This window comes from uncultured Algibacter sp., assembly GCF_947490405.1.
Classification (GTDB): Bacteria; Bacteroidota; Bacteroidia; order Flavobacteriales; family Flavobacteriaceae; genus Algibacter_B.
Genome location: NZ_CANLGU010000010.1, coordinates 26,635 through 42,317, shown reverse-complemented (window position 1 = coordinate 42,317; position 15,683 = coordinate 26,635). Strand labels below are relative to the sequence as shown.

Here is a 15,683-nt window from a genome sequence, read left to right as displayed (position 1 = left end):
GCCTACTTCTGAAAATCCTCGCAGATTTTCAGTTTGGTGTGTACTTGCAAAGTTGAGTGCTAAACCACGCAACTACTCATAGCCGAGACCGTTATATGCAATAAGAGCAAATGAACCAGATAATTTCTAAAATAGAACGAGCGAATTCTGAAAAATCGGCTTTACTAAGTCTAACAAAGGAAGATTTAACCAATATACCGAGTGAAGTTTTTGAGTTGGAACATTTGACAAATCTCAATTTGAGAGATAATGACATACAGAGTATTCCAAGTGAAATTTCAAAACTTAAAAAACTCAAAGTTCTTTATTTGGACGGGAACAATATCAAAGAGCTGCCAACCGAAATTTTTGAACTTGAAAATCTTGAAATACTAAACATTGACAAGAACAATTTGAAATTTCTACCAAATAATATTGGTAGTTGTAGAAACTTAAAACGTTTACACATTTCTAAGAATTACTTGACCGAATTACCTGAATCAATAGGTGATTTGTTAAATCTTGAACACTTATTTGGTCATAGTAACATCATTGTAAATTTACCTAAAGAGTTAGGAAACTTGGAAAAACTAACACATTTAAACTTTTTCAACAACCAAATACAAAACCTTGATTTCGATTTAAGTCGATTAACTAAACTTGAATATTTAGAGCTTGGATTTAATGAAATTAAGAAGGTTTCTACAACGATTGGCAAGTTGACAAAATTGAAAATACTTTCCCTGTTTGATAACGCATTGAAAATTCTACCAACGGAATTGAATTCTCTTGTGGAGTTAAGGAAGCTAAATTTGTCATATAACAATCTGAAAGAAATTGATTTTGACTTAAACCTAATGAAAAACCTTGCCGAACTCCACGTTTTTGCAAATGAAGAATTGAAATTTAAGCAACTAGACATCTTAGAACTTTGTAGTAGAACTCCTAATTATTCAACACACAGCAGACTAATAATAGACCAAACTCAGGAAAGTTTAATTGAAAAGTATCGAAGGAGAATTAAATCTTCAAAAATTGGAATTGTTGACCTAGATAAAAGAAGAATGCCAGAAGACCATTACAAACAAATCCCAATCGAACTCTCGGAAAGATATAAACTTACCGACCCAAGATTTGAAAAATTCAGAATGTTAAGAGAAAAAAGAAAATAAAGCATATAACAAAACATAGCTGCCCTTTAGGTCAGCAACGTTTGTTATATTTATCGTTGTAATGCATTTGAGAAAATGAGAAACTTAACAATAATCATTATAACATTTTTAGCTTCTTGTATAAATTTACAAGACAATTCTAATGACTTAATTGGAAAATGGGAATGTTATCATAAAGAACTTGAAGACGGAACTACAAAAAGTGTAGATGCATTTAGCGAAGAAGAATTTGAATACTCTTGTGACGGAATTACAATTGAACTGAATTCTGACTTTACAGGTATTGACAATACCGGAATAAAATTCAAATACCAAAAGAAAGATTCAATTCTGACTTTAGGAAATCGTAGCTATGTTATTGAGGAGTTGACTAAAAAACAACTTGTCATCAGAAATTATGACCCGAAAGGAATTAACATCTCGAATTTTAGAACAAAATTCAAGAAAACAGACTAATCCAAAATAAAATAATTGGGAAAGAAAAAAAAGTCAAAATACACTTTAAAGCAGATAATTATTTATTCAATTGTTATTGCTGGGTTTGTAGTAATCGGAATTTTCATCGATAAGAAAAAAGAGGAAAATAAAGCGGAAGAAATTAAAAGCGGAAACTTCAAAGTTTACGGAATGGTGGAAAAGTTAAAACCGCATTCATTAAAAGGTAAAAATTTTGCAAGTAGAAAAGATGTTCTCTATTTGTATTATGAAAAAAATGATACCATATTTCACTTAATTGAGGATTTACCAGATGGACAAATTGAGAAACTTGGAATTAAGCTAAATGACTGTTTCGAAATCAAAATAGCAGAATCTGACAGAAACGTATTTGAAATAAATTTTAGTAAAAAAATGGATACTTTAATTGATAAAAATGAATTTGAATTTCAAGTTTATAAAACTGATATTCATAAAAATATAATTGAATAAAAACGCATTACAACACCGTATATAATTTATTGCTAGTTCTAGCCTACTTACGAAAATCCTCGCGGATTTTCTATTCGGTTTATATTTGCTAAATTACGTGCTAAACCACGCAACAAACCATATACAAACACGTTGTGCTTCATTATAACCAACCACTAACAAATGATAAAATTCTTTAGAAAAATTAGGCAAAAACTACTCTCTGAAAATAAATTCAGTAAGTATCTGATTTACGCAATTGGAGAAATTATTCTTGTGGTTATTGGAATATTGATTGCTCTTCAAGTCAACAATCAAAATCAAGTTGAAAACGAAAAAAAAGCACTCAAAAATTACTTAGAAAAAATAGCAATCAATGTAAAAGGTGATATTAAAGTTGCGGAAACTATGATAGAAACAAGAACGCAGCAATCATTATTATGTGCTGAGGCTACCGAATTGATTTCTAAAAAAGACTGGAATGACCAACGAAAAATTACCAACGCTGTATTTGCGATGATAATAGAACAACCTTTGAATTTTAATCGCAGTGGATTTGAATCTCTAAAAAATTCTGGATATTTACAACATCTTGACAATCCGAAAGTGGAAGAACTTATTTATAACTATTATAATGCAGTAGATAAAGTGATATTTGAAGAATCTAGTCTACAAGTTTGGGCAAATGATTTAGATTTAGAATTACACAAAAGTGGGTTCTTTTCAGAATGGATTGAACTAGAAAAAAGACCAAATCAAAAACTTAATGAAGTCATAGGAAATTATACAGATGAACTTTGTGATCACAAAGGAAATGATATGGTATTATCCCTTTTATATAGAGGTTTCTTGTTTACTGCTGACTTGACAAACTTTTATAATGAGCAATTAACTTATGGAAATAAATTATTATTATCAATAGAGAATTACGATAAAAAATAACGAAAGCACAAAAACGTGTGTAGCGAATAAGACGTAATTATGGCTATCCGTAAGTCGCACATAACTTTAACTTATACAGTGAGCGTTACCGTTAAAAAAATGACAACCATATTAAAATATTTAGAATTAATTTTAACACTTAGTGTTATCGGGCCTTCAAAAACAGCCTACTTTTGCTCACTAATCTTAATTAAAATTTTAAAAAACCTCTTTATTTAAAAACTTCAATAACACCTCAGGATCTGGACAATTCATTTTATAAAACTCTAAATCTTTTTTAGAACATACTCCAGGATAATCACCTTTAAATCCTTGAGTATCTTTTATAATCTGAAAATGTAAATGTGGCGGATAGTCTCCATTAACTGAAGCATCACCTAAAGTTGCTATTTTATCGCCTTGTTTAAAACTCTGCCCGACTTGAAGACCTTCGATTGATTCTAAGCTTAAATGCCCGTAAAGTGTGTAAAATTCAATACCAGAAATATTATGCTTCAAAATTATCGTTGGCCCATAATCCCCATAATTCGTATTATTTTTAAAACTATGTATTGTACTCTCTAAAGGTGCATAAATAGGTGTTTCTGCTTTACACCACAAATCAATTCCCAAATGTATGTTTCGTTCTTCTTTTGATTGACTGTTAAAATGCTGACTTCGTTTATAGATAGTTCTAACTTCCAAGTAACCACCATAGGCTACTTGGGCTTTATGCTTAGTAAGATATTCATTTACAAATATTTCAAACTTTAAAGATGAAGATACATCAACTAAATTAAGTGCTTCGTTGGTTTGAGATAAATCGATAGGAACATAACTTGTTTTTGGAATGGAGGTTTCCAATACATGAAGTGATTCTGAACTAATACGCTTTAAAAAATTTGAAAAATCTTCGGGTTCCATTAATTCAAAAATAAGAAACTTTAGAAGTTCTTAATTCAATTCTAATGAAAAACAAGGATTATTGGTATAGACAAATTTAATTCACAACTTCTGCATAAAGATCAAAATCTTCAGCTTCAATAATCTTAACGGTAGCGAATTCTCCTGTTTTTAAATAGGTTTTTGTAGCATCAATCAACACTTCATTATCTACATCTGGAGAATCAAACTCTGTACGCCCAACAAAGTAGTTACCTTCTTTTCTGTCTATAACCACTTTAAAAGTCGCTCCTATTTTTTGTTGATTTAGCTCCCAAGAAATTTGAGATTGAATTTCCATAATCTGGTTTGCTCTGTCAATTTTCACCTCTTCAGGAACATCATCTTCTAAATTATAGGCATGGGTATTTTCTTCATGAGAATAGGTAAAACAACCTAAACGTTCAAAACGCATATCTACGACCCATTGCTTTAATTCTTGAAAATGTTCTTCAGTCTCCCCGGGGTATCCAACAATAAGTGTAGTTCTTATAGTCATTTCTGGAACAGCTTCTCTAAACTGACTAATCAACTTAGTTGTTTTCTCTTTTGTTGTTCCACGACGCATACTTTTTAAGATAGAATCTGATATATGTTGTAATGGAATATCTAAATAATTACAAACTTTAGGTTCGCGCTTCATAACATCTAATACATCCAACGGAAATCCTGTTGGGAATGCATAATGCAATCGAATCCATTCTACGCCTTCAACTTTAACCAAAGCCTCAAGTAATTCAGCTAGATTTCGTTTTTTATATAAATCGAGACCGTAATAGGTTAAATCTTGAGCAATCAGAATAAGCTCTTTAACACCATTGGCTGCTAATTTTTCAGCTTCAATGACAAGATCTTCAATAGGCTTACTCTCGTGTTTACCACGCATTAAAGGAATAGCACAAAACGAACAAGGTCTATCACAACCCTCTGCAATTTTTAAATATGCATAGTTTTTTGGTGTAGTGGTTAAACGTTCTCCAATCAACTCGTGCTTATAATCAGCACCTAACGCTTTTAGTAATCCTGGTAACTCTGTGGTACCAAAATACGCATCTACATTTGGAATTTCTTTAACTAAATCTGGTTTATAACGCTCACTTAAACAGCCCGTTACAAAAACCTTATCAACATCACCTTCATCTTTCTTTTTAACGTATTCTAAAATAGTATTTACACTCTCTTCTTTAGCATTGTTTATAAATCCACAGGTATTAATTACTACAATATTGCCTTCTTCCTCGTGGGCAACGTCTTTACCATTAGCCTTTAATTGCCCCATTAACACTTCACTGTCGTAAACATTTTTACTACAACCAAGGGTTACAACATTAATCTTGTTTTTCTTAAGAGATTTTGTGCGCATTCTATCTATAAATCAGGGCGCAAAGATACAACTTAATTAAACCTTTTATATATTTGATAGTCCAAAATTGAAATCCTACAGTTATGAAACCTCAATTCTATATCTCGATTCTTATTATTTTTTTAGTGTTTAGCTGTTCTAATGAAGAAGAACCTAATCAAAATCCTGACCCTACTGAAACAGAAATCTATTTCCCTCCTTTTAATTCTGCCACTTGGGATACTAAATCCATTTCTGAACTAGGATGGAATACAAGTAACCTACAACCGCTTTTAGATTTTCTAGAACAAAACAACACGAAAAGTTTTATCATACTACATGACGGAAAAATAGTTGTGGAAGAATATATGAATAATCATGATATTAATAAACTTTGGTATTGGGCTAGTGCTGGTAAAACATTAACCGCAACCCTTTCGGGGATTGCACAAGAAGAAGGGCTTCTAAATATTAACAATAAGGTTTCTGATTACTTAGGAACCGGTTGGACGAGTGCGCCTCTAGAAAAAGAAAACCTTATTACTTGTAAACACCTATTATCCATGAATTCTGGTTTGGATGATAGTAGTGATGCTGTTGAACCTGAAGATTTACAATATATTGCTGATGCTGGTTCGCGTTGGGCTTATCATAATGTGTATAAAAAAATGCAAGATGTTATTGCTGAAGCTAGCAATACATCTTTTAAAAACTATTTTAATGACAAGTTAAGGGATAAAATTGGAATGTCTGGGGCACCAAATACTTGGTTACAACTTAACGATTTTAATGTGTATTGGAGTGATACCAGAAGTATGGCTAGATTTGGATTAATAATTTATGCAAAGGGTAAATGGGGAAATACCCAAATTATTTCTGAAGATTTTATAAACGAAGCTACAAATACTTCGCAAAGCATCAATAAATCTTATGGCTACCTTTGGTGGCTTAATGGCAAATCATCCTATCATTTACCTGCAAGTCAATTAGAATTTCCAGGAAAATTAGTTCCTAACGCTCCTGATGATATGTTTGCCGCCTTAGGTAAGAATGACCAAAAAATTTATGTTGTACCGAGTAAGAAATTGGTTGTGATTAGAATGGGAGAAGCTGCAGATAATGAAACCTTTGCGCTTTCAAGTTTTGATAATGATTTATGGGAGAAAATGAATGCTTTAATTGATTAGTTTCTTTCTTTAAAAGGTATTATAATCCCTTTTTCTAAATAATTTTTTAAACCATTAAGAAGCATTGCCCAACAGAATGAGGAGTGCTTAAAATGATGATTAGCTTCTGGCCAATTCACATGACTAAACTCCATTAACGTTCCATGATCCGTTTCTATTAAATCGAAGCCAAAAGTAGTTGGGTTCCAATCGTTATCTGATCTCGTCATTTTAAAATGAATTGATTTGTTTGGTTCTACTTTTAAAACTTCGCAATACCAATCGTAATCGTCAGTAAAATTCAGATTGTATTCTGCTCCTAATTCTGGAATTCCAGAAGATTTTAATGTCCACCAATTATCTAAATGCTTTGGTTGAGATACTGCGCCAAATACTTCGTTCACAGAAGTTTTGATTTGTAATGTGTGGTAGATATTGTAACTCATAACTTAATCAAGTTACAAATTATTTGACGTAAGGGTTAAACTTGTGTATAAATAAATGTATGTCTCCCCATAAAAAATAATATGTCACTCAAACCATCAAACATCCAATAACTATAGAACTGTTAAGATGCTTACTATTTAATTGTAAGCTCATCAAATAAATAATTATTCCAAAAAAAGGAATAACAAAGTAAGATGGAAAAGCCATATAAGAAACCAAGTAATCTGGTATCAAAGGATTATTTTTCAATTCAAGAAAAGACAAAACAATCGTTGTTACATTGCTTATAAGCATTAAAGCAGCATATAATAAAACCAATAAAGTAATGACTTTTAAATTCTTCTGAGATAAAAGTTTCTTCAAATTTTATTTAAAAATATATTCTTGCCTTTGCAGGAATATTAGTTTACTTAAAGAAAGAATCTACAAATTCGTATTTATTAAACACTTGTAAATCTTCGATACCCTCACCTACACCAATGTATTTTACAGGAATTTGAAACTGATCTGAAATACCAATAACCACTCCACCTTTAGCTGTCCCATCAAGTTTAGTTACAGCCAAAGAAGTTACTTCGGTTGCTGCTGTAAATTGTTTAGCTTGCTCGAAAGCATTTTGACCAGTAGAACCATCCAAAACTAAGAGTACATCATGTGGTGCATCACCAACTACTTTTTGCATTACACGTTTGACTTTAGTCAACTCATTCATTAAGTTAACTTTATTGTGTAAACGACCTGCTGTATCTATAATAATAACATCAGCATCTTGATTTACTCCAGATTCTAGAGCATCAAAAGCCACGGATGCTGGGTCGCTTCCCATATCTTGACGTACCATAGGTACATCTACACGGTCTGCCCATACTTGAAGTTGGTCTATGGCTGCAGCCCTAAAGGTATCAGCAGCTCCTAAAACTACGTTTAGTCCTTTCTTTTTAAATTGATATGCCAGTTTACCAATAGTGGTTGTTTTACCTACGCCATTTACACCAACTACCATAAGTACATATGGGGTTTTAGCACCACTGTCTTGTTTTGGCAAATCAGGTATGATATACTCTGTTTCTTCGCCAGAATTTGTTTCACTTAATAGTGCAGCAATTTCTTCACGAAGGATTTGATTTAACTCATCGGTTCCTAAGTATTTATCTTTTGAGACACGCTCTTCAATACGCTCAATAACTTTGAGTGTTGTATTTACTCCAACATCACTGGTAACTAAAACTTCTTCAAGATTATCCAGAACTTCATCATCTACTTTAGATTTTCCTGCTACGGCTTTACTTAACTTACCAAAAAAGCTAGTTTTAGATTTTTCTAATCCTTTATCTAGGGTTTCCTTCTTTTCTGAAGAAAATATTTTTTTAAAAAAACTCATTTTTTATTATTGGTTGGTTTTTTAATTGAAACTGTACTTTGCGTTAGGGATTGAGGCATTTGTTGAAGCTCTCCCGATTTTTCATCGGGAAGCGACTGCCGAAAGCCTGACCCTTGTGGTAACGCCCAAAAAATAATAGTCAATTATCTTACCACGATTTACATCCTGCTATTATGGCAGATAAATATAAAATAAAAAAGCCGCTTTCCTGTAGAAAGCAGCTTATAATATCTCTTAAGAACGAAACCTTTTACTTATTTAAAAAGTCGTTTACTTTGTCTGGACTCATAATAGATTCAACAAACATGTAAGCTCCTGTTTTTGGAGATTTAACCATTTTTATTGCTTTTGTTAATCTTTTTGATCCTGTTTGTAACGATGCTACTGCTTTTTTTGCCATGATCTATATGTGTTACTTGATTTCTTTATGAACTGTCATACGCTTTAGGATAGGATTAAATTTTTTAATCTCCATTCTATCCGGCGTATTCTTTTTATTTTTTGTTGTAATGTATCTTGAAGTTCCTGGTTGTCCAGACTCTTTGTGCTCAGTGCACTCTAAGATTACTTGTATTCTGTTACCTTTCTTTGCCATGTCTTAATACTTATTATATACAGCTATTATTTTAAAAATCCTTTAGATTTTGCTTCTTTAATTGCTGCAGATATACCTATTTTGTTGATAGTTTTTAAAGCAGATGTAGAAACTTTTAAAGTTATCCATTTATCTTCTTCTGGAATGTAAAAACGTTTCTTAACTAAATTCGCATGAAATTTGCGTTTAGTTTTGTTCATCGCATGAGACACGTTGTTTCCAACCATAGCCTTTTTACCTGTAAGTTCACAAACTCTTGACATTCTATATAACTTTAAATTCTTTGTTGCTTAAAATCGAGGTGCAAATATACAAATTCTTTATATTATGCCAACCTAATTTTTATCAATTTTTAAAAATTTCTTTTTGAAGCATTTCAAGGGCTTTATTCACCGCTTTATTTATAACTTTTATTCGAGAATTTCCGAAGTTAAATTCTTGAGAATACACGCCTAATTTTGTAGCAATAGCTATAAATACCGTACCAACTTCTGCTTGAGAATCGCCTTTTGTTGGTCCTGCATTTCCTGTTGTAGCTACGGCATAATCTGACTGAAATATTTGTCGTGCGTTTTTTGCCATAGACTCTGCAACTTGAGAACTCACAACAGAATAGGTTTCGATATCTGTTTTTGAAACGTTTAAGACATTAGTTTTAGAATCGGTAGCGTAAGTAACTAATCCGCCCTTAAAATATGCTGATGCACCAGGATGTGTTGTAAAACGTTCAGCAACAGCACCACCAGTACAACTTTCAGCAATTGCCAAAGTACTCCCTAATTTGGTAAGCTGTTTTGCTATAACAACTTCAACTGAGCCTTCTTCGTCTTCCAATCCAGCATACTCAGTTTTTATTAGAGGTATTACTTTATCTATCTGTTCCTGAACATCACTCCTTAATTGAGCTTCGTTAAAACCTTTGGTAGATAATCGCAATCGCATTTTTCCTAAATTTGGTAAATAGGCCAACTTAATATGCTTTGGTAGTGCGTCTTCCCAGGCTTCAATTCTCTCTGCTAAAGCACTCTCACCTAAGCCATAAACAATCATGGTTTTGTGTAAAATAAAAGGACAATTGTATTTGTCTTTTATTTTAGGTACGACATGATGATCTATTAAAGCTTGCATTTCGTAGGGAACTCCTGGAAGTGAAATAAATACTTTTTCATCTCTCTCAATCCACATACCTGGTGCTGTACCAAGTTTATTCATCAATGGTTTAGATTTTGATGGTATTAAAGCTTGATCCCTATTTACTTGTAATAACTGTGTTCTTACATGTTGTTTCCAAATACTTTCAATATTTTCAAGTACAGCTTCATTTTTAACCAAGATATCGTCAAAATATTCGGCAATGGTTTTCTTGGTAATATCGTCTTTTGTAGGACCTAATCCTCCCGTGCAAATAATAATATCTACACGACTTTCAGCATCAGCTAAAGCTTGAAGAATGTGTTGTTTATCATCTTGTATTGAAGTAATTTGATAAACAGAAACCCCTATTTTATTAAGTTGTTTAGCAATAAATGCAGAATTAGTATCTACAACTTGTCCAATAAGAAGTTCGTCACCTATAGTGATGATTTCAGCTAACATTACAATCCAAAATCTGCTTTAATCTCAGCAGTAGCATTTTCCACAGCAGCGATTACAGTATTAAAAGGTTCGGTAACATCCATATCCGTTTTTGTGAATTTACCCCAATCTTGAACCTCTATTAAATCTTGTAGCACACCCAATTCAAATAAATCAATTGTTGGTTTCATTTTATGAGCCGCTTGATAAGCTTCTTGATAATCTTTTTCAGCAACTGCTTTTTTTAATCGTTCTGCATCTTCAGGTACTTCTTCTATAAAAGTAGCTGCCAAAGCCATAACGAAATCCTCATCGTTATCAGCTAATTCACGTACTCTAAATAACTTGTAATGTTGTTCCATTTTACTTAACTGTTATTGAAAACATTTCTTTGTCTTCTATAAATCCTTTTAATTTATCGTTAGCAACAACTTTGCCAACGCCTGCTGGTGTGCCTGTAAATATAATATCTCCAATCTTCAAAGTAAAATATTTTGACACATATTCTATTAATTCATTAATTTTCCAAAGCATATGGCTCGTATTTCCGTTTTGTACAATAATATCGTTCTTTTTTAACAAAAACCCAATGTTATCAACATCTGCAAGCTCATTTTTATCCATCCAATTTCCTATTACAGCAGCCCCATCAAAACTCTTAGCCTTTTCCCATGGCAAGCCTTTTGCCTTTAATTTACCCTGTAAATCACGAGCTGTAAAATCAATTCCTAAACCAATTTCATTGTAATATTTATGGGCAAACTTTTTATCAATATGCTTCCCAACCCGATTAATTTTCACTAAAACCTCTACCTCATAATGCACATCATCCGAAAAATCTGGAATAAAAAAAGGCTGTTTCTTTAGCAAAATTGCGGTATCAGGCTTTAAAAACACCACAGGATCTGTTGGTTTTTCGTTTTGCAATTCTTCAATATGTTCGGTATAATTTCTACCGATGCAAATCAATTTCATGTATTATTAATTTTAATTTGGGCGTTACCACAAGGGTCGGGCTTTCCGTTACAATCTTTTTGTTCGTGCCTCTCAAAAAGGATTTCCTCTACAATCCCTAACGCAAGCTAATCTGGTACATTTAGCACCAGTTTTTTCAAAGCTAATGGTTTCTCTTAGGCTTTTTATGGTTACTATTTACCCCAACTTATTATTAAAACTCCTCAATTTAATAGCAGTCAACACCTTTTTGGTATACAAAGGAAAATCTGCATTTAGTAACCAGCCAAAGTATCCAGGTTCTTTCTCTAAAACCTCAGTTACTAATTTCCCTTTATGCTTCCCAAAAGAGAAACACTCTACACCTTCTTTATTATAAGATATAAAACCTGCAAAATCTGCAAACTTTCTACGCGAGCTAAATTCTGCTAAAAACTTAGTATCATTTTCTAAGTCTTCATATTTATCTAATTGTGCTTTTAAAACCTCATAAGTAGCTTTTGTATCAGCCTCAGCACTATGTGCGTTATCTAGACTTTCATCACAATAAAACTTGTAAGCTGCACTTAGCGTACGTTGTTCCATTTTATGAAAAATAGTCTGTACATCAACTGCTACTCTACTTTTCATATCAAAATCTACCTCAGCTCGCAACATTTCTTCAGCCAACAAGGGAATATCAAATCTATTCGAATTAAAACCTCCTAAATCTGAATCCTTTATCATGTTGTGAATATCCTTTGCCAACTCCTTAAACGTTGGCTCATTTGCCACCTTTTCATCAGTAATACCATGAATTTCAGTAACTTCTTTAGGAATTGGCATTTCTGGGTTTACCAACCAAGTTTTACTCTCCTCTGTACCGTTAGGGAAAACTTTAAGAATTGAAATTTCAACAATTCTATCGTTCGTAATATTAATTCCAGTGGTTTCTAAATCGAAGAAACAAATAGGCTTTGTTAGGTTTAATTGCATTATATGGTTTTACTTAATATTGATTGTTTCGTAAAAATAAAAAAACCCAACCGTTTTAAAGTTGGGTTTTTTAATATTGTTTTGTTAAATATTATATTTCTCTATTAACATCCCAAGCTTCTAGATAATCCGTTACAGCTTTTACAAATTGCCCACCCAAGGCACCATTAACTACACGATGATCATAAGAATGCGATAAAAACATTTTATAACGTATTCCAATAAAATCACCATCTGGAGTTTCAATAACCGCAGGAACCTTTCTAATAGCGCCTAGTGCCAAAATTCCCACTTGTGGCTGGTTAATTATTGGTGTTCCCATAATACTTCCAAACGTTCCTACATTGGTTACCGTATAAGTTCCTCCTTGAATTTCATCAGGCTTTAATTTATTTGTTCTTGCACGATTAGCTAAATCATTTACCTGTTTTGTCATACCAACTAAGTTTAGTTGATCTGCATTTTTTATAACAGGCACAATCAAATTACCATCTGGTAAAGCTGCAGCCATACCCAAATTGATATTTTTCTTTTTAACTATTGTATCGCCTTCAAGAGAAATATTCATCATAGGATAATCTCGTAAAGCCTTAGCTATAGCTTCCATAAAAATAGGTGTAAAGGTTAGGTTTTCGCCTTCACGTTTCATGAAATCAGCTTTAACTTTCTTTCTCCAATTCCAAATATTAGTAACATCTGCTTCTATAAAACTTTGCACATGTGCCGATGTTTGAACAGATTCAACCATATGATGCGCAATAAGTTTGCCCATTCTAGTCATTTCTATAATTTCATCTTCACCGCTTGAAATAACAACTGGGTTTTGAATTTTAGTTGCTCCAATTGTTTTAACTGGCTCAATAGCTGTTTTATTATTCTCAACAACTTGCTTAGGTCCTTGCCCCCTGTTTTGTATGTAATTTAAAATATCATTTTTAGTAACACGTCTGTCTTTGCCAGTACCTGTTATTCCATCAAGTTCTTCCTGAGAAACACCTTCTGCTTTTGCAATATTTTTTACTAATGGAGAATAAAAACGATTTCCGCTTGAAACTACTGGAGTAATTGTTTCTTTGGCTTTGGTAACTGTTTGCTCTAATTCTTGTACCAATTCATTTGTATCTTCAACTTCCTCGACTAAAATATCTGAGTTGGCATCACTATCACCATCGGTTTCTATAACTGCTAAAACTTGTCCTACTTGAACAACATCATCAACATTAAAAAAGCGTTCTACCAAAACACCGTCAACTTCACTAGGCACCTCGCTATCCACTTTATCTGTGGCAATTTCTAAAACAGGGTCGTCCATTTCAATAGTATCACCAACGTCCTTCAACCAAGATGTAATGGTCGCTTCTGCTACACTTTCTCCCATTTTTGGTAACTTCAGTTCAAACTTTGCCATATCAATAATCTAACACTTGTTTTTTTATATTATTTTGCAAAATTAATAAAAATATTAGTATTTAATTTTATTATTCACAAAAATCTAGTCAAAATTAATAATCTCTCCTCTACTAATCGCATCGTCACTCCCAATTACAAATTTAGAGTTTTTAGGTAAAATTTTAAAGGTAACCGAATCATCTAAATGCTCCGCCTCCATAAAATTAATAATGTTTTTATAACTTAAAGCATTCGCATCGAAAATAACTTCTGATTCTTTTACTATATTTTTTACATCCGATTTTAAAATGAGTGCTTTATTTAAAGCAGATTCTAGTTGCCTATTTTTATTATCTGATAAAAAAACATACTCCTTTACAACTTTATGTTTTTTTATGGGTTGCTTCCTAAACCAATAAACCACCTTAATACCTCCCCAAACAAATAGGTCAAAAAACACATTCTTTTTGAAATGTTTTTTGTAGAATATTTGCATTGCACCATAAAAACGACGAGCATAATCTTTATTCCGAAGTGTACTTTCTCCTTTGTAGTGTAAAACTGTGGTTTCTCCAAAATAATAGTTTTCCAAACCTTGCTTTAGCGCTTTATAAGAGATATCTATATCCTCGCCATACATAAAATAATCTTCATCAAAACCTTCAATTTTATTATAAGTTTCCTTTTTAAGAAACATAAAAGCACCAACCAAAATATCTACTTTACCAATAGCATTTTTATCAATATTATTAGCATAATAATCATTGGTGTTTCCTAGTATTTTCTTTAAAGATGCTTTAACAAAAGGTATTTTTCGTTTACTCTCTGGTAAAAAACCCCCTCTACCATCAATTAATTTACAACCAACAATACCAAGGTTTTGTTTACTTTCTGCAAACTCTAGTAACTTGATAAAAGTATCTTCAGCAACTACAGTATCTGGGTTTAGGATGCATAGGTATTCTCCTTTAGCTTCTGCTACACCTATGTTATTACCTTTAGAAAACCCATAATTGTTTTTGTTTTCAATGAGCTTCACCTCAGGGAATAGTTTCTTAACCATATCACAACTCCCATCTTCAGACTTATTATCTACAACAATAATTTCTGAATCTATGATAGCTACAGCATCTTGGACACTTTTTAGGCATAATTCTAAAAAGTATTTTACATTATAATTCAATATAACTACTGATAGCTTCAAAGTTTTGCGGCGTTTAAAGTTTTATGGATGTTTCAAACGGTATTCTATTAACGATACTGCGTCCTAAGGTAATTTCATCTGCATATTCCAACTCATCCCCAACAGAAATCCCTCTGGCTATAGTAGACGTTGTTACATCAAAATCCTTTATCTGTTTGTATATGTAGAAATTTGTTGTATCTCCTTCCATTGTTGAACTTAAAGCAAATATAAGTTCTGATACCTCGTTTTCTTTTACTTTTTTAACCAAAGACTCAATATTTAAATCATGTGGTCCTATACCGTCCATTGGAGAAATCTTTCCTCCTAATACATGATACAAACCTTTAAAAGAACTCGTGTTTTCAATAGCCATAACATCTCTTACATCCTCAACTACACAAATAACATTAGTATTACGTTTTGGATTTGAACAGATTTCACAAAGTTCAATATCACTTATATTATGGCAAGATTTACAAAATTTTACATCTTGCCTCATGCTTTGTAATGCTTCTGATAGAGCCAAAGTTTGTTCTTTAGGTTGCCTTAACAGATGTAATACCAAACGTAAAGCCGTACGCTTACCAATACCTGGCAATTGCGACATTTCGTTAACAGCGCGCTCCAATAATTTTGAAGAAAATTCCATAGTTTGCGAAATTACTATTTAGGTGTGAATTTCACTAATTTAAACTTATCCTTTTAAAATACCTATTCCATTTGGTATTTGAATTGTAATATTTGTACTTTCAA

Annotated in this window: 19 protein-coding genes; 5 read left to right on the top strand and 14 right to left on the bottom strand. The window is 32.4% G+C overall.

Annotation, left to right across the window (positions count from 1 at the left end):
* Positions 1 to 110: 110 nt before the first annotated feature.
* From Q0772_RS16120 to Q0772_RS16105, 4 genes are all read left to right on the top strand, one after another.
* Entirely contained in the window at positions 111 to 1,151 is a 1,041-nt protein-coding gene (locus tag Q0772_RS16120; RefSeq protein ID WP_298346969.1) for a leucine-rich repeat domain-containing protein, read from the top strand.
* 75 nt (positions 1,152 to 1,226) lie between these two features.
* A complete protein-coding gene (locus Q0772_RS16115) occupies positions 1,227 to 1,607 on the top strand; it encodes a hypothetical protein (RefSeq protein ID WP_298346966.1) in 381 nt (126 codons plus the stop codon).
* A 15-nt stretch (positions 1,608 to 1,622) separates the two neighbouring features.
* A complete protein-coding gene (locus Q0772_RS16110) occupies positions 1,623 to 2,078 on the top strand; it encodes a hypothetical protein (RefSeq protein WP_298346964.1) in 456 nt (151 codons plus the stop codon).
* A gap of 162 nt (positions 2,079 to 2,240) precedes the next feature.
* Entirely contained in the window at positions 2,241 to 2,999 is a 759-nt protein-coding gene (locus Q0772_RS16105; protein WP_298346961.1) for a hypothetical protein, read from the top strand.
* A gap of 198 nt (positions 3,000 to 3,197) precedes the next feature.
* Here Q0772_RS16105 and Q0772_RS16100 read toward each other — a convergent pair whose 3' ends face one another.
* Entirely contained in the window at positions 3,198 to 3,902 is a 705-nt protein-coding gene (locus tag Q0772_RS16100) for a peptidoglycan DD-metalloendopeptidase family protein (RefSeq protein WP_298346958.1), read from the bottom strand.
* A gap of 76 nt (positions 3,903 to 3,978) precedes the next feature.
* Positions 3,979 to 5,283: a 30S ribosomal protein S12 methylthiotransferase RimO gene (gene rimO, locus Q0772_RS16095; RefSeq protein ID WP_298346955.1), complete on the bottom strand. Its 1,305-nt coding sequence runs from the start codon at positions 5,281 to 5,283 to the stop codon at positions 3,979 to 3,981.
* Between the two features lie 83 nt (positions 5,284 to 5,366).
* On the opposite strand from rimO, the gene Q0772_RS16090 reads away from it, so the two are divergent.
* Entirely contained in the window at positions 5,367 to 6,449 is a 1,083-nt protein-coding gene (locus Q0772_RS16090; RefSeq protein WP_298346952.1) for a serine hydrolase, read from the top strand.
* Here Q0772_RS16090 and Q0772_RS16085 read toward each other — a convergent pair.
* The 12 genes from Q0772_RS16085 to recR form a co-directional block, all read right to left on the bottom strand.
* Entirely contained in the window at positions 6,446 to 6,874 is a 429-nt protein-coding gene (locus Q0772_RS16085; RefSeq protein ID WP_298346949.1) for an SRPBCC domain-containing protein, read from the bottom strand. The two genes, Q0772_RS16090 and Q0772_RS16085, sit on opposite strands and share 4 nt — an antisense overlap.
* A 407-nt stretch (positions 6,875 to 7,281) precedes the next feature.
* Positions 7,282 to 8,256, bottom strand: a complete 975-nt coding sequence (gene ftsY, locus Q0772_RS16080) for a signal recognition particle-docking protein FtsY (protein ID WP_298346946.1) — start codon at positions 8,254 to 8,256, stop codon at positions 7,282 to 7,284.
* A 250-nt stretch (positions 8,257 to 8,506) separates the two neighbouring features.
* A complete protein-coding gene (locus Q0772_RS16075) occupies positions 8,507 to 8,656 on the bottom strand; it encodes a DUF4295 domain-containing protein (RefSeq protein WP_298346943.1) in 150 nt (49 codons plus the stop codon).
* Positions 8,657 to 8,668: 12 nt separating this feature from the next.
* A complete protein-coding gene (rpmG, locus tag Q0772_RS16070; RefSeq protein WP_007648529.1) occupies positions 8,669 to 8,851 on the bottom strand; it encodes a 50S ribosomal protein L33 in 183 nt (60 codons plus the stop codon).
* A gap of 26 nt (positions 8,852 to 8,877) precedes the next feature.
* Positions 8,878 to 9,114 (bottom strand): 50S ribosomal protein L28, encoded by a 237-nt coding sequence (gene rpmB, locus Q0772_RS16065; RefSeq protein WP_298346923.1) that lies wholly within the window; start codon positions 9,112 to 9,114, stop codon positions 8,878 to 8,880.
* A gap of 82 nt (positions 9,115 to 9,196) precedes the next feature.
* Complete coding sequence (locus Q0772_RS16060; RefSeq protein WP_298346921.1) at positions 9,197 to 10,447, bottom strand: competence/damage-inducible protein A; 1,251 nt, start codon at positions 10,445 to 10,447, stop codon at positions 9,197 to 9,199.
* Positions 10,447 to 10,788, bottom strand: a complete 342-nt coding sequence (locus tag Q0772_RS16055; protein WP_298346919.1) for an Hpt domain-containing protein — start codon at positions 10,786 to 10,788, stop codon at positions 10,447 to 10,449. The genes Q0772_RS16060 and Q0772_RS16055 overlap by 1 nt, the downstream gene beginning before the upstream one ends.
* A gap of 1 nt (position 10,789) precedes the next feature.
* Positions 10,790 to 11,401 carry a fumarylacetoacetate hydrolase family protein gene (locus Q0772_RS16050; protein ID WP_298346915.1) on the bottom strand — a complete coding sequence of 204 codons (612 nt, stop codon included), beginning with the start codon at positions 11,399 to 11,401 and terminating at the stop codon, positions 10,790 to 10,792.
* Between the two features lie 177 nt (positions 11,402 to 11,578).
* On the bottom strand, positions 11,579 to 12,355 hold the full coding sequence (locus tag Q0772_RS16045; RefSeq protein ID WP_298346912.1) for a 3'-5' exonuclease: 777 nt from the start codon (positions 12,353 to 12,355) through the stop codon (positions 11,579 to 11,581).
* A gap of 91 nt (positions 12,356 to 12,446) precedes the next feature.
* Positions 12,447 to 13,763 (bottom strand): dihydrolipoamide acetyltransferase family protein, encoded by a 1,317-nt coding sequence (locus tag Q0772_RS16040; protein ID WP_298346909.1) that lies wholly within the window; start codon positions 13,761 to 13,763, stop codon positions 12,447 to 12,449.
* Positions 13,764 to 13,847: 84 nt separating this feature from the next.
* Positions 13,848 to 14,948, bottom strand: a complete 1,101-nt coding sequence (locus tag Q0772_RS16035; protein WP_298346907.1) for a glycosyltransferase family 2 protein — start codon at positions 14,946 to 14,948, stop codon at positions 13,848 to 13,850.
* A 13-nt stretch (positions 14,949 to 14,961) separates the two neighbouring features.
* On the bottom strand, positions 14,962 to 15,579 hold the full coding sequence (recR, locus tag Q0772_RS16030) for a recombination mediator RecR (protein ID WP_298346904.1): 618 nt from the start codon (positions 15,577 to 15,579) through the stop codon (positions 14,962 to 14,964).
* Between the last annotated feature and the right edge of the window lie 104 nt (positions 15,580 to 15,683).